The organism is Gilliamella sp. X-23 (assembly GCF_057063545.1).
In genome coordinates this window covers 58,384-72,153 of sequence record NZ_JBXSQG010000011.1, presented here as the reverse complement: position 1 = coordinate 72,153, position 13,770 = coordinate 58,384, and the positions used below count along the sequence as shown (strand labels likewise).

Annotated in this window: 14 protein-coding genes; 11 read left to right on the top strand and 3 right to left on the bottom strand. The window is 35.1% G+C overall.

The genetic code is table 11. The features are described 5' to 3' along the window. Window positions 1–7: 7 nt before the first annotated feature. Genes rpmH through nudC form a run of 5 tightly spaced genes read left to right on the top strand, consistent with a single transcriptional unit; the run spans window position 8 to window position 3,290 of the window. Window positions 8–148 (top strand): 50S ribosomal protein L34, encoded by a 141-nt coding sequence (gene rpmH, locus ACYH9I_RS08455; RefSeq protein WP_025314679.1) that lies wholly within the window; start codon window positions 8–10, stop codon window positions 146–148. Window positions 149–159: 11 nt separating this feature from the next. Beyond that, window positions 160–516, top strand: a complete 357-nt coding sequence (gene rnpA / locus ACYH9I_RS08450) for a ribonuclease P protein component (RefSeq protein WP_160403720.1) — start codon at window positions 160–162, stop codon at window positions 514–516. Between the two features lie 47 nt (window positions 517–563). Next, complete coding sequence (gene yidD / locus ACYH9I_RS08445; RefSeq protein WP_483560327.1) at window positions 564–806, top strand: membrane protein insertion efficiency factor YidD; 243 nt, start codon at window positions 564–566, stop codon at window positions 804–806. Next, window positions 806–2,434 (top strand): membrane protein insertase YidC, encoded by a 1,629-nt coding sequence (gene yidC / locus ACYH9I_RS08440; RefSeq protein ID WP_483560325.1) that lies wholly within the window; start codon window positions 806–808, stop codon window positions 2,432–2,434. The genes yidD and yidC overlap by 1 nt, the downstream gene beginning before the upstream one ends. A 52-nt stretch (window positions 2,435–2,486) precedes the next feature. Then, the gene (gene nudC / locus ACYH9I_RS08435; protein WP_483560323.1) at window positions 2,487–3,290 is read left to right on the top strand and encodes an NAD(+) diphosphatase; all 804 of its coding nucleotides are present in this window, start codon (window positions 2,487–2,489) and stop codon (window positions 3,288–3,290) included. A gap of 32 nt (window positions 3,291–3,322) precedes the next feature. Here nudC and ACYH9I_RS08430 read toward each other — a convergent pair whose 3' ends face one another. From ACYH9I_RS08430 to hemB, 3 genes are all read right to left on the bottom strand, one after another. After that, complete coding sequence (locus ACYH9I_RS08430; RefSeq protein WP_483560321.1) at window positions 3,323–4,141, bottom strand: hypothetical protein; 819 nt, start codon at window positions 4,139–4,141, stop codon at window positions 3,323–3,325. Between the two features lie 63 nt (window positions 4,142–4,204). After that, window positions 4,205–4,975 carry a transposase gene (locus ACYH9I_RS08425; RefSeq protein WP_483560319.1) on the bottom strand — a complete coding sequence of 257 codons (771 nt, stop codon included), beginning with the start codon at window positions 4,973–4,975 and terminating at the stop codon, window positions 4,205–4,207. Window positions 4,976–5,279: 304 nt separating this feature from the next. Beyond that, window positions 5,280–6,290 (bottom strand): porphobilinogen synthase, encoded by a 1,011-nt coding sequence (gene hemB, locus ACYH9I_RS08420; RefSeq protein ID WP_483560317.1) that lies wholly within the window; start codon window positions 6,288–6,290, stop codon window positions 5,280–5,282. Window positions 6,291–6,474: 184 nt separating this feature from the next. Here hemB and rpsU point away from each other — a divergent pair, with 184 nt between their 5' ends. From rpsU to uspA, 6 genes are all read left to right on the top strand, one after another. Beyond that, entirely contained in the window at window positions 6,475–6,690 is a 216-nt protein-coding gene (rpsU, locus tag ACYH9I_RS08415; RefSeq protein WP_483560315.1) for a 30S ribosomal protein S21, read from the top strand. Between the two features lie 142 nt (window positions 6,691–6,832). Next, a complete protein-coding gene (gene dnaG, locus ACYH9I_RS08410; protein WP_483560313.1) occupies window positions 6,833–8,614 on the top strand; it encodes a DNA primase in 1,782 nt (593 codons plus the stop codon). Window positions 8,615–8,695: 81 nt separating this feature from the next. Next, window positions 8,696–10,537, top strand: coding sequence for an RNA polymerase sigma factor RpoD (gene rpoD / locus ACYH9I_RS08405; RefSeq protein WP_483560311.1), 1,842 nt, complete (start codon window positions 8,696–8,698; stop codon window positions 10,535–10,537). A gap of 63 nt (window positions 10,538–10,600) precedes the next feature. Continuing rightward, window positions 10,601–11,572: a bile acid:sodium symporter family protein gene (locus tag ACYH9I_RS08400; RefSeq protein WP_483560309.1), complete on the top strand. Its 972-nt coding sequence runs from the start codon at window positions 10,601–10,603 to the stop codon at window positions 11,570–11,572. A gap of 68 nt (window positions 11,573–11,640) precedes the next feature. Further along, window positions 11,641–13,155 (top strand): inorganic phosphate transporter PitA, encoded by a 1,515-nt coding sequence (gene pitA / locus ACYH9I_RS08395; protein ID WP_483560307.1) that lies wholly within the window; start codon window positions 11,641–11,643, stop codon window positions 13,153–13,155. 64 nt (window positions 13,156–13,219) lie between these two features. Next, complete coding sequence (uspA, locus tag ACYH9I_RS08390; protein WP_483560305.1) at window positions 13,220–13,672, top strand: universal stress protein UspA; 453 nt, start codon at window positions 13,220–13,222, stop codon at window positions 13,670–13,672. Window positions 13,673–13,770: the final 98 nt, after the last annotated feature.

The window sequence follows — 13,770 nt, the reverse complement described above, 5'->3', positions numbered from 1 at the left end:
AATCGTCATGAAACGCACATTTCAACCATCAGTATTAAAACGCAATAGAACTCACGGTTTCCGTGCTCGTATGGCAACTAAAAACGGTCGTCAAGTTCTTGCTCGCCGTCGTGCTAAAGGCCGTGTTCGTTTAACTGTTGCTAGCTGATTTAAAGTTGGGTGATTAAGCTCACTTTTCCTCGGGAGTTGCGCTTGTTAACTCCCTTTGATTTTAATCATGTCTTTCAAGAGTCTATTCGAGTTGGCTCCCCCTTTCTTACCTTAGTTACACGAAGAAATACCTTAGATCATCCTAGGTTAGGGTTTGCTATAGCTAAAAAGCAGGTGAAACGAGCTCATGAGCGTAATCGTATTAAACGACTGGCTAAAGAGTATTTTCGACATCATCAACATCAGCTTCCTAATATCGATTTTATTCTGATGGCTAAACAGCCTGTTGTAGACTTAGATAACCAACAAATCGTTGAGACACTTAATCAATTATGCCAACGGATCATCGCCAAGCAAAAGGGTTAAATAAATTTATATTGATTATCAAATTGCATGTTTGTGCATGTAAGGATATGATAGTTAATATTTTTGTGTTTTTTATTCGTGTATATCAGCGTGTTATTAGTCCTTTGCTGGGTCCTAAATGCCGCTTTACACCGACATGTTCGCAATACGCAATAATTGCACTAAGACGCTTTGGGTTAATAAAAGGTGGTTGGCTAACAGCCAAACGTGTATTAAAATGTCACCCTTTACATGAAGGAGGAGAAGATTTTGTTCCTCCCAAAACTAAAACCAATAGAGAAAAACACTAATGGGATCGCAACGTAATATTTTAGTCATTGTTTTACTTTTTGTATCTTTTTTTATTTGGAAAGCGTGGGAAGAAGACCATGCGCCAAAACCCCCCGTCGCTAATCAGTTGACACAATCAGTCAGTGAAGATGATTCAACCGATGGTTCAGCACAAGGTAAAACAATTACCGTTAAATCTGACGTATTGTCACTCACTATTAATACCTATGGTGGTGATGTGCAAGCTGCTCAATTGTTAAAATATGAGCAAACACTTCACTCAGGTACACCTTTTCAATTATTAACATCACGCCCTGATTTTGTTTATATTGCTGAAAGCGGTTTAACCGGTAAAGATGGTCCTGATAATGCGACTCAAGGCTCAAAACGCCCTGTCTATCAAACCGCGCAAACCGAATATGTTTTAGCTGATGGGCAAGACGAATTGCGAGTACCACTAACTTATCAAGTTAACGGCGTTACTTATACTAAATATTATGTATTGCATCGTGGTAATTATGCTGTTGATGTTCAATATGATATTAATAACCAAAGTGGTGCGCCAGTTGAAGTGTCAATGTACGGTCAATTAAAACAAACTGTTAAATTACCAGATGATATTCCAACCGAAGGCGGTAATGGGTTAGGGCAAAGTGCATTCCGTGGCACTGCTTATTCTAGTTCTAGTACTAATTATAGCAAATATAGCTTTGATGAAGTTAAAGATAAAGCTTTAACCGTTGAAACGCAAACAGGTTGGGTTGCGATGTTGCAGCACTATTTTGCATCGGCATGGGTACCAGCGCAGGAGCAAAATAACTTGTTTTATACGCGCTCAACCGCTAAAAACTCACAAGCAACCATCGGCTTTAAAGGTGAACCAACGGTTATTCAAGCTGGTGGTAATCAGTCTATTACTGCAAAATTATGGTTAGGACCAGAAATTCAAAGCCAATTGAAAGAAACCGCTAATCATCTTGATTTAATTGTTGATTATGGTTGGTTGTGGTTCTTGTCTCAACCGTTATTTTACTTGTTGAATCTTATCCATAGCTTTATTGGTAATTGGGGCTTTTCAATTATTGTTATTACATTTATTGTGCGTGGTCTTTTGTTCCCATTAACGCGTGCTCAATATCGTTCTATGGCTAAGATGAAGCTATTGCAACCTCGCTTACAGGCTTTGAAAGAGCGTTATGGCGATGATAGACAAAAAATGAGCATGGAAACAATGGCGCTTTATAAACAAGAAAAAGTGAATCCATTGGGTGGCTGTTTGCCTTTAATTATTCAAATGCCGATTTTCTTGTCATTGTTCTATATGTTAGGCAATACAGTTGAATTACGTCATGCACCATTTGCTCTTTGGATTCATGACTTGTCAGCGCAAGACCCATATTATATTCTGCCATTATTGATGGGCGGTACCATGTTCTTAATTCAGAAGATGTCACCAACGCCAGTCACTGATCCGTTACAACAAAAATTGATGACTTATATGCCATTAATCTTTACGGTATTTTTCTTATGGTTCCCATCGGGATTGGTTTTATATTATATCGTTAGTAACTTGTTCACAATTGCTCAGCAACGTATTATCTACTGGGAACTTGAGAAAAAGGGACTTCACGAGAAGAAAAAGAAATAGTATAAATAAAGGAGGGGTAAAATCCTCCTTTTTTATTTTGGGTGTTAATAGTATGAATATACAGCAACAATTTAATTTAACGGGTAATGAAACCGGCTACTGGTTTGTTAGTGCCAATGGTCGGTTATGGTTGCCTAATGGAGAGGTGCCTGTTGGTTGTGCTAGAGAATTTGGTTTTACTAACCAACTTGCTCAGCCAATCGGTGAATGGAATGGGCAAATAGCTTGGCTGATTTGTCATGAAATAAAAAATGCGATGAGTTCAATTCGTCCATTACTTAATAGCACTGATCCCTCATTATTTAATATGGCTGGTCGAGCAGTGCAACTTGCTGAGTTTTACCGCTCTCATAAATATTGTGGATATTGTGGGCATGAAATGTATATCAGTAACACGGAGTGGTGCTGTATGTGTGACCACTGTAAAGAGCGTTATTATCCACAAATTTCACCATCGATTATTGTGGCAATTCGTCATAATAATAGAATTTTGTTAGCTAAGCATGTTAGGCATAATCAAGATAACTTATATACTGTTTTGGCTGGGTTTACTGAAATTGGTGAAACCATGGAAACGGCAGTTGAACGTGAAGTCTTTGAAGAGTCGAAGATTAAAATTAAAAATATTCGCTATGTTGGCTCACAACCTTGGCCTTTTCCAAATTCACTTATGATGGCTTATTTAGCTGATTATGATAGCGGTGACATAGTGGTAGATAAAAACGAGCTTATTGAAGCAAACTGGTACCATTATACACAGTTACCTAAAATCCCAGAGTATGGCACCATTGCAAGACGTTTAATTGAAGATACGATTGTTCTATGTCGTGAATATGATGAATTCGGTGAAAATTAACCATATTCACTTAAGTATCAATAGGCGTAGGTCTATTGATATTCAATAGTACGAGTTAGCTCAACCGTTTCGGATTCAACCCCTGTTTTGACACAAATAGCCTTGGTCCAATCTTGATTTTCATTGTAATTAGTGTAAGTACAGGTTTCGGTTAATTCGACTTCTTGTTCATTTTTATTATTAATGATGATCTCACCATTTGATGTTAACTTGTATGTTTTGAGAATGGTTTTTTCTATTTGGTTGTTTTCGTTATAAATGATCTCTTTTTCTTGCGCTAAAATTGGGAATTTTGTTTTCTCATCGACTGGAACATATGCATTATATAAAATAAGCTCTACATGGTCATTTTCATAAATAATTTTGTTGTTAAAAATGACGTTATTTTCTGCAAAATGGGACAAAGTTGTTTCAACTAAATGGCCTTGTTCATCAAACTCAGAATTTTCGACAATATCACCGTCATTGTTTTTCATTCCAAGAATATTTTTTTGTGTATCAAAAATAATATCGTACTGCTCTCGGTTATTACCATAAATGTATTTAGCCGCATCATAATTGACTTCGCCATACAGTCCGTCTAAATCATAATTAGCAACATAACCTTGTGCGTTGTAGTTAATGACTTTATTTGATGAGGTTCCCGTTATTTTTTGTTGTTTCATTAATTTGCTATTTGGTAATAGCTCGGGTTCAGTATGAAAAAGATAACTATTAACGACAGTTGTTGGTAACTGTTGAGATGATTTTTCTGGTATTTTTTCATCTGGTTTTTTTTTATCGTCACAACCGCTGATTAATAATGTACTGCTAATAACGCATATGTATAAAAATAGACTATTCTTTTTCATAAAGTTGATTCCTATTTATCCTATTGTTTGAAAATATTAATAATAAAACGTTAAACTAAGTAGTTATTTATGTCCACACCAAATGGCAAGTGCTTCACAATGCCAATCTTTCATAATCTCACACCAGATGGAACGCCATTTACGAACAGTATCATTGTGAAAATTAAGTGCTTTTTCTATTTGTATATTATTAGCACCAGAAACGAGAAGTTCAATGAACTGTAACCATAATTCAGGTTTTGGTATACGGTTTAAGCGAGTATTGCTTAAAATGTTAAAACTATGTCGGCAGCGTTTACAGCGATAGCAAGTACGAGATCCGACTTTGGTTGTTTCATTGGAACCACAATATATGCAAATTGGGTTTTGTTCATTTAATAAAGTAGTTACTTTTGCTTCTATTGTTTTATGTTGTTCTACTAAAGTTGGCATTAATGTAGTTTGCTTTTGATGAGTATACCACTTCTGTAATGAAGGGTAGTGGATCTGAAGATAATTAATAATCGCATGTTCTCGACGCATTATTTTTTCGAGTGAGATTTCAAGACTTTTAGCAATATTGGAATAACTAATATTTTTTATACGATTAGTGAAAATAACTTCTAACCAATTAAATGGTGCTAGACGACTAAAGGGAGTATTGGTTGAAACGGTAAAGTATTTATGACAGTCTTTACAGCGATATGTTTTAGTCGGTTTTGAACGGATTGAATAAAACTTTGTATTTTTGCAAAACGGACAAACGTCTACATGTTGTGATGTTATTTTTTCTAGGACATGATGAAAAGCTTTTAATTCGTCATGTAATTCGGTTGGTACGAGTTCATAAATCATTTTTTATTCTCTTGTTACTTATCCTAGCAAATGTTATCAGAACTTTATTTAAACATATAGCTTTCCTGAAGCTGTTTTACACGTTTTACGGAAAACGTATTTTTAAAATTGTATCGATATGAGCCTGTTTTTAATTTCTTGAAATTAACTGGTGAAAAACTAGGTAAAAGTGTAAATGCTAAACACGTTTATAGCAATTAAATTACCTTCCTGCTTATTTTTCGCTTATAGCTTTAGGCGCTGTTTATTTAGGTGAAGCTGATTAAAATAAAAAGGGCCTTTACCATTATTTAAATAAATATTGCTATTGTTGATGTAACCATTCAGCCACTTGTTTGGCAAAATAAGTTAAAACACCATCGGCTCCAGCGCGTTTAAAGCAAAGTAAAGATTCCATAATGGCTGATTTTTCATTTAACCAACCGTTTTGAATTGCTGCTGTTAACATGGCATACTCGCCAGAAACTTGATAGGCAAAAGTAGGAACAGCAAAGGTTTCTTTCACTCTTTGCACGATATCAAGATAAGGCATACCTGGCTTAACCATGACCATATCTGCACCTTCGCTTAAATCTTGATAGATTTCTTGTAATGCTTCATTACTATTAGCGGGATCAAGCTGATAAGTTTTTTTGTTTCCACTTTTTATATTTTTGGCCGAACCAACTGCATCACGGAATGGGCCATAGAAACAGGAGGCATATTTGGCTGAATAAGCCATGATTTGTGTGTTAGCAAAGCCGTGTTTTTCTAGTTCGTTACGTATTGCACCGATGCGTCCATCCATCATATCGCTTGGTGCGATAATATCCACTCCTGCTTCTGCCTGCATTAAAGCTTGTTTAACCAGTGTTTCAACAGAAATATCATTTTGCACATATCCTTGCTCATCAATAATACCGTCTTGCCCATGAGTTGTATAAGGATCAAGAGCGACATCTGTGAGTATTCCAAGCTCAGGAAATTCTTTTTTTAATGCTCGAACAGCTTTTGGTACTAAACCATTTTGATTGTATGCTTCTTGCGCAAGTAATGATTTTTTTTCTGATTCAATAGCTGGAAATAAGGAAAGAATAGGGATTCCTAATTTTGCGATTTGCTCTGCTTCTTTTAATAGTACATCAATGCTCATTCGGTTAACGTTTGGCATTGAGGTAATTGGCTGTGTAATATTATTACCTTCAACAATAAAAACTGGGTAAATTAAGTCATTGATTGTCAAGTTATGTTCTGCGACCATTCGTCGACTAAAATCATGGGCACGATTACGGCGTAAGCGGCGATTTGGATATAGGCCAGTAATTAATGAAGGCATGAAAAACTCCTGTTTATTCTTAATAGATTTGATTTATTATCTGATGCCATATGTTGATTAGCAAATTAATTTTCTATCTTACAATAATTCTATTTTTTACTTTACAAAATATATTAATTAGAGGTAAAATTGCGCACTAATTTTAATCCCTTGTGATATTAAACAAATTTGAGGTGAGAGGCACATGCCAGTAATTAAAGTACGTGAAAATGAACCTTTTGATGTAGCGTTACGTCGTTTTAAACGTTCTTGTGAAAAAGCAGGAGTTTTAGCTGAAGTTCGTAATCGTGAATTTTACGAAAAGCCAACAACTGTTCGTAAACGCGCAAAAGCGGCCGCTGTTAAACGCCATGCTAAAAAATTAGAAAGAGAAAACGCTCGTCGCATTCGTCTATATTAATATTTTAAGATTATTTATACTGAAAACTTGAATTGATATTAAAATCAATTTGTTATATTTTTAATATAAAGAATTCTAACAAGCCGTATTTTTGATACGGCTTGTTTTCTTTCTATAACGCCAAAATTGGTTAAAATTTATCATGAAAGGTCATATTCCTCGCGATTTTACTTTAGATTTGATTGCTCGCACAAATATTCTTGATGTGATCAGCAAACGCGTAAAAATGAAAAAAAAAGGAAATAATTACTTTGGTTGTTGTCCTTTTCATGATGAAAAAACTGCTTCTTTTTCGCTAAGTGAAAAAAAACAAATTTATTATTGCTTTGGCTGCGGAGCGTCGGGCTCAGTAGTGACTTTTTTAATGCAATATGAGCATTTGTCTTTCCCTGAAGCTATTGAAGAATTAGCTAGTATGCAAGGAATTCGAGTTCCTTATATAGACAGTGATAATAATCAAATTGATCAATCTAAACAGATTGAATCTAGAAATGTACGTCGTGATCTATATGCATTAATGGCTAAAATCACCAATTTTTACCAACAACAATTAACATTACCAACATCGACAGAAGCTCATAAATATCTTGAACAACGAGGGTTGAATGCTGAAATTATAGCTAGATATAAAATCGGTTTTGCGCCTAATGAATGGCGACTAACATCACAAAATGTGGTTAAAAGTCATTCTGAAACAGTGCTTTATGAGCGAGCTGGCATGTTAGTGACTAATGATAGCGGTAATCGATATGATCGTTTTCGTGGTCGGATTATGTTTCCTATTCGCGATAGACAAGGTAATGTGATTGCATTTGGTGGGCGAACCATTGTTAATGATTCAGCGAAATATATAAATTCACCTGAAACGCCGATTTTTCATAAAGGATATCAATTGTATGGTCTTTATGAAGCACAAGAGCTTAATCGTAATCCTCAGCAATTGGTAGTGGTTGAAGGGTATATGGATGTTGTGTCTTTAGCTCAATATGGTATTGACTATGCTGTTGCGGCTTTAGGGACGGCAACATCAGAAGAACATATTAAATTATTATTTAGGGCAACAGATTCTGTAATATTTTGTTATGACGGCGATAACGCTGGGCGAAGTGCAGCTTGGCGAGCACTTAATGTTCTTTTGCCTTGCTTGATAGATGGCAAAAAAGTTGCTTTTGCTTTTTTACCGCAAGATGAAGATCCAGATAGTCTTGTTCGTAAAATTGGTAAAGACGGTTTTGAAAATTATTTAAGTGAAGCTTCAAATTTATCAAAATTTTTATTTGATGAGCTTTTAAAACAGGTTGATTTAAAAACACCTGAAGGAAAAGCTAAATTGAGCTCATTAGCTTTACCGTTGTTTGATCAAATTAAAGCAAAGGCATTTAGATTAAATTTATTACAACAACTTGGCAATTATTTAGGTTTACTTGATGTTTCTCAACTAGAGCAATTATTGAGTACGATTCGTTCTAAAGGTGATGAAAGAGTAAATGAAAACGTTCCTGTATCACGAATCAAATTAACTACGATGCGAGTTTTAATCGGTTTATTACTTCAATATCCTAATCTTGCTACGCAAGTTTCTGATATCAATGTGATTCGTCAGGTTAAAATGGCAGGTATTGAGATTTTTATTGAATTACTTGAATTATGTCAACGTTACCCTAATATAACGACAGCACAAATATTAACAGAGTGTATAGATAGACCGTTTTATAAGCAGTTGAGTCGCTTGTCTACATGGGACAGCCATTATCAAGATGATGAAATAGACTCAATTTTTTCACATACTTTAAAAGAGTTATATGATAATATACTCGCCCAAAGGCAAGATGAACTGATCGCAAAAGAGAGAGTCTCTGGTTTAAGTTCTGCAGAGAAAAAAGAATTGGCGACCTTAATACTTGTTTTATCAAAAAAAGACTAAATATATAGGGTATATGTAGAACCCAGCTAGTACTTTACATATATAATATAGATGACCAAATAACTAAAGTGGATACCTTTTATGGAGCAAAATTCTCAGTCACAGTTAAAACTCCTGATCATCCGAGGTAAGGAGCTAGGATACCTGACCTATGCAGATGTCAACGATCACTTGCCTGAAGAGATTATTGATTCAGATCAGATCGAAGATATTATCCAAATGATTAATGATATGGGGATTCAAGTTCTTGAAGAAGCCCCAGATACTGATGAGTTATTACTTTCAGATAATGTCCCTGATGAAGAAGCCGTTGAAGCAGCAACAGCATTAGTATTATCTAATGTTGAGTCTGAAATTGGTAGAACAACCGATCCAGTTCGTATGTATATGCGTGAAATGGGCGCGGTTGAGCTGTTAACACGTGAAGGCGAAATCGATATCGCTAAACGTATTGAAGATGGCATTAATCAAGTTCAAACTTCAGTATCAGAATATCCCGAAGCAATTACTTATCTTTTAGAGCAATATAATTTAATCGAAAGTGGACAAGTTCGTTTATCTGATTTGATTACAGGTTTTGTTGATCCAAATGCTGAAGAAGCTGCTGACGAACTGCCTGAAGATTTAGTGGTTAGTGGAGCCGAAATCGAAATTGATGATAGCGATGATGAAAACGAGGATGAAGAAAGCGATACTGCAACTGATGATGATGTTTCTATCGATCCTGAAGTTGCAAAAGCTAAATTTGCTGAGTTAAAAGAGCAGCATGATAAAACTTCTGCTGCTATTAAAAAATATGGACGAGCTCATAAAAAAGCACAAAAAGAGATCGAAAATTTATCTGAAATCTTCAAACAATTCCGTTTAGTTGCTAAGCAGTTTGATATTCTTGTCAATAACATGAGAAGCATGATGGATCGCGTTAGAAGTCATGAACGTGCAATTATGAAAATCTGTGTTGAACGATGCAAAATGCCGAAAAAGCAATTTATGACTTATTTTACTGGCAACGAAAATAACATGGATTGGTATAAGAAAGCATTAAATTCTAAAAATGCATTTGCGGCTAATTTAAAAGAATTCGATGAACAAGTTGCTGCTCAAGTAAATTTGTTACAACAAATAGAAACGGAAACTAATCTTTCTATTGAGCAAATCAAAGATATTAATCGACGCATGTCTATTGGTGAAGCTAAGGCTCGTCGTGCTAAGAAAGAAATGGTTGAGGCTAATTTACGATTAGTTATCTCTATTGCGAAAAAATATACTAACCGCGGATTACAATTTTTAGATCTTATCCAAGAAGGTAATATTGGCTTGATGAAAGCGGTTGATAAATTTGAATATCGCCGTGGCTATAAATTCTCAACCTATGCAACTTGGTGGATCAGGCAAGCTATTACCCGTTCTATTGCTGACCAAGCGAGAACAATCCGAATTCCTGTGCATATGATTGAAACGATTAATAAGTTAAATCGTATTTCACGTCAAATGTTACAAGAAATCGGCCGTGAACCAACACCTGAAGAGTTGTCTGAACGCATGCAAATGCCAGAAGATAAAATTCGTAAAGTGCTTAAAATTGCTAAAGAGCCAATTTCAATGGAAACACCTGTTGGTGATGATGAGGATTCGCATTTAGGTGACTTTATTGAAGATACTGCTCTTGAGCAACCGTTAGATGCGGCAACTTCTGAAAGTTTACGTAGTGCAACGCGTGATATTTTATCTGGATTAACACCAAGAGAAGCGAAAGTGTTACGTATGCGATTTGGTATTGATATGAATACTGATCATACGTTAGAAGAAGTCGGTAAACAATTTGACGTAACTCGTGAACGTATTCGTCAAATCGAAGCTAAGGCATTACGGAAATTACGTCACCCAAGTCGTTCCGATGTGCTTCGTAGTTTCTTAGAATAAATTTTTATATCTACATATATCGCCACTTTTGTGGCGATTTTTTTAACTAAAGACGCGAAAACCATGAATATACTGCAACGTTTTAAAATCGATCCATTCTTGTTGGTACTTATTTGTGTTGTGGTTACAGCCAGTCTGTTTCCTTGTAAAGGACAAACCAAAGTTATTTTTGAGCAACTCACTACTTTTGCCATTGGCTTGCTATTTTTTATGCATGGCGCCAAATTGTCCTTGCAAGCCATTGTTTTGGGTATTAAAAATTGGCGATTACATTTGTTAATTTTTGCAACGACATTTGTGGTTTTTCCTCTATTAGGCTTGATGATGAAATTTCTTGTACCTTCTTTTTTGTCTCAAGAACTTTATTTAGGATTTGTTTATCTTTGTGTTTTACCTGCAACAGTTCAATCTGCGATAGCGTTTACTTCAATTGCGAAAGGCAATGTGGCTGCTGCTATTTGTAGTGCCTCAGCATCAACATTATTGGGTGTGTTTATTTCTCCTGTTTTAGTTGGTTTATTAATGAATACCCAATCTTCTGGTGCTATGAATATGTTAGACGCTATTACATCTATTATGCTAAAGCTAATGTTACCATTTGTGCTTGGTCATTTATCAAGGCGCTTTATTGGTAAATGGGTTGATAAATATAAAAGTGTCATTTCTAAAACCGATCGACTTTCGATTCTATTAGTTGTATATGTTGCCTTTAGCGATGCCGTTGCAAACGGTATTTGGTCTCAAATTAGTTTGTTATCACTTCTAGAAATTGTTTTTTATTCTATTATGTTATTAACTATTGTTTTATTAATAACAACTTATGGTTCAAGATTATTTGGCTTTAGTAAAGAAGATGAAATTACTATTGTGTTTTGTGGTTCGAAAAAAAGTTTAGCAAGCGGTATTCCTATGGCTAGTGTTATCTTTCCAATATCAATAATGGGAGTTATTATTTTACCATTAATGATTTTTCATCAAATTCAATTAATGATTTGTGCAGTGTTAGCTGCACGTTATGCAAAACGGAAAATGTAAAATTTGTTTTGCTCATTGCTCTATTCTCAAGGATAATAGAGGCGCTATTAACAACAGAAAGATATATTATGTTACATCTATTTGCTGAATTAGAATTTTCAACCATTATATTATTGGGTTTGGCGCTGTTTTTTGTCCTTTTTTATGAAGCTATTAATGGATTTCACGACACCGCTAATGCAGTTGCCACAGTAATTTATACAAGAGCATTAAAAGAACAACTCGCTGTTTTTATGGCAGGTATGTTTAACTTTTTAGGTGTGCTACTTGGTGGACTGAGTGTCGCTTATGCCATTGTTCATCTATTGCCTACTGATTTATTACTTAATGTAAGTTCAGCTCATGGGCTTGCTATGGTGTTTTCTATTTTATTTGCTGCAATTATTTGGAATTTAGGCACTTGGTATGTTGGTATTCCAGCATCAAGTTCACACACTTTAATTGGATCTATTATTGGGGTGGCACTTGTAAATGCATTTATTATGGATACATCTATTATTAATGCACTTAATATTCCTAAAATGATTCAAATCTTTTTATCTTTAATTGTTTCGCCAATAGTTGGATTAATTATTGCCGGTTTGATGATATTTTTGCTGCGTAAATACTGGACACGTAAAAGCCAAAGTAAAAAAAGCAGTAAAAAAAGAGAACGTATCTTCATGACCCCAGAGCAACGAGAGAAACTCTATGGCAAAAAGAAACCGCCATTTTGGATCCGTATAATGCTTATTATATCGGCTGCTGGCGTAAGTTTTTCTCATGGTGCTAATGATGGGCAAAAAGGAATTGGTTTGTTGATGTTGGTGTTGATGGGAATTGCACCTGCAGGTTTTATCGTTAATATAAATGCTTCGACTTATGATATTGCCAATACTCGTAATGCGATTAACAATATTCAAGAGTATTTTGTAGTGCATAATGATGATCTTACAGAAGTAATTGGTAAACAACCTGCATTAGATACTACTATTCCAGAAGGTGATTTGAATAAATATCATTGTGATTATTCACATTCATTTACTACTTTGGGCATTGCTAACCATTTATTTAACAAAATAAGTGATTATGAATCACTGACGGTTGAGCAACGTTCACAAGCTAGACGTATATTATTATGTTTATCGGATACTGTATCTCATGTTGCTAAACAACCTAATGTATCATCAGAAGACAAGCAATATTTGAAGTCTTTGAATAGCGATTTGCTTAAAACCGTTGAATATGCACCAATTTGGATTATCATTGCCGTTGCTTCAGCTTTAGCCGTAGGAACTATGATAGGTTGGCGTAGGGTTGCTATTACCATTGGTGAAAAAATTGGTAAAAAAGGCATGACTTATGCGCAAGGTGTTTCAGCTCAAATCACGACGGCCTTATCAATTGGTATTGCCAGTTATACGGGAATGCCAGTATCAACAACTCAAGTACTTTCTTCGTCAGTAGCAGGTACTATGATTGTTGATGGAGGTGGTGTGCAAAGTAAAACCATTAAAAATATTGCCCTAACATGGATTTTAACACTTCCGATTTCGATTTTGTTATCTGGATCACTTTTTTGGCTTGCTCAAAAATTAATTTAGTAGTAAAACTAGTGTATCGGTTTTCAATTTTTAGGGCATTAACAATAGGAAGGAGTACAGTATTATGGCTTATAAACATATATTAGTCGCAGTTGATTTGTCACCTGAAAGTGAAGTTCTTGTCGAAAAAGCCGTATCTATGGCTAGGCCATATAATGCTCAGATATCGTTGATTCATGTTGGTATTAATTATTCAGACCTCTACACTGGTTTAGTTGATATCAATATGAATGATATGAAAGATCGTATTGCCGAAGATGCTCATATTGCTTTAAATAAACTCGCCAATGATGCTGGTTATCCTATTGCTCATACTCTTTCTGGTAACGGTGAATTTGGTCAAGTATTAATTGAAGCTATTCACGAATATAGTGCTGATCTTGTTGTGTGTGGTCATCACCAAGATTTTTGGAGTAAATTAATGTCTTCTGCTCGTCAGCTTATTAATAATACTCATATTGATACTTTGATCGTTCCATTAAAAGATGAAGAACCAGTCGAAGAGTCAGCTAAATGAAGTTTTAAATACCAACCCGCTTAATTAGCGGGTTTTTTATAGGTATTGCATAACTTATTTCGGGAAAAAATTTCAGAAAAATAAGTATGTGTTTTAGT

Excerpts from the sequence above, each read along its gene's own strand:
- rpmH (WP_025314679.1), top strand. The coding sequence starts at position 8 with ATGAAACGCACATTTCAACCATCAGTATTAAAACGCAATAGAACTCAC.
- yidD (WP_483560327.1), top strand. The coding sequence starts at position 564 with ATGATAGTTAATATTTTTGTGTTTTTTATTCGTGTATATCAGCGTGTT.
- yidC (WP_483560325.1), top strand. The coding sequence starts at position 806 with ATGGGATCGCAACGTAATATTTTAGTCATTGTTTTACTTTTTGTATCT.
- nudC (WP_483560323.1), top strand. The coding sequence starts at position 2,487 with ATGAATATACAGCAACAATTTAATTTAACGGGTAATGAAACCGGCTAC.
- ACYH9I_RS08430 (WP_483560321.1), bottom strand. The coding sequence starts at position 4,141 with ATGAAAAAGAATAGTCTATTTTTATACATATGCGTTATTAGCAGTACA.
- ACYH9I_RS08425 (WP_483560319.1), bottom strand. The coding sequence starts at position 4,975 with ATGATTTATGAACTCGTACCAACCGAATTACATGACGAATTAAAAGCT.
- hemB (WP_483560317.1), bottom strand. The coding sequence starts at position 6,290 with ATGCCTTCATTAATTACTGGCCTATATCCAAATCGCCGCTTACGCCGT.
- rpsU (WP_483560315.1), top strand. The coding sequence starts at position 6,475 with ATGCCAGTAATTAAAGTACGTGAAAATGAACCTTTTGATGTAGCGTTA.
- dnaG (WP_483560313.1), top strand. The coding sequence starts at position 6,833 with ATGAAAGGTCATATTCCTCGCGATTTTACTTTAGATTTGATTGCTCGC.
- rpoD (WP_483560311.1), top strand. The coding sequence starts at position 8,696 with ATGGAGCAAAATTCTCAGTCACAGTTAAAACTCCTGATCATCCGAGGT.
- ACYH9I_RS08400 (WP_483560309.1), top strand. The coding sequence starts at position 10,601 with ATGAATATACTGCAACGTTTTAAAATCGATCCATTCTTGTTGGTACTT.
- pitA (WP_483560307.1), top strand. The coding sequence starts at position 11,641 with ATGTTACATCTATTTGCTGAATTAGAATTTTCAACCATTATATTATTG.
- uspA (WP_483560305.1), top strand. The coding sequence starts at position 13,220 with ATGGCTTATAAACATATATTAGTCGCAGTTGATTTGTCACCTGAAAGT.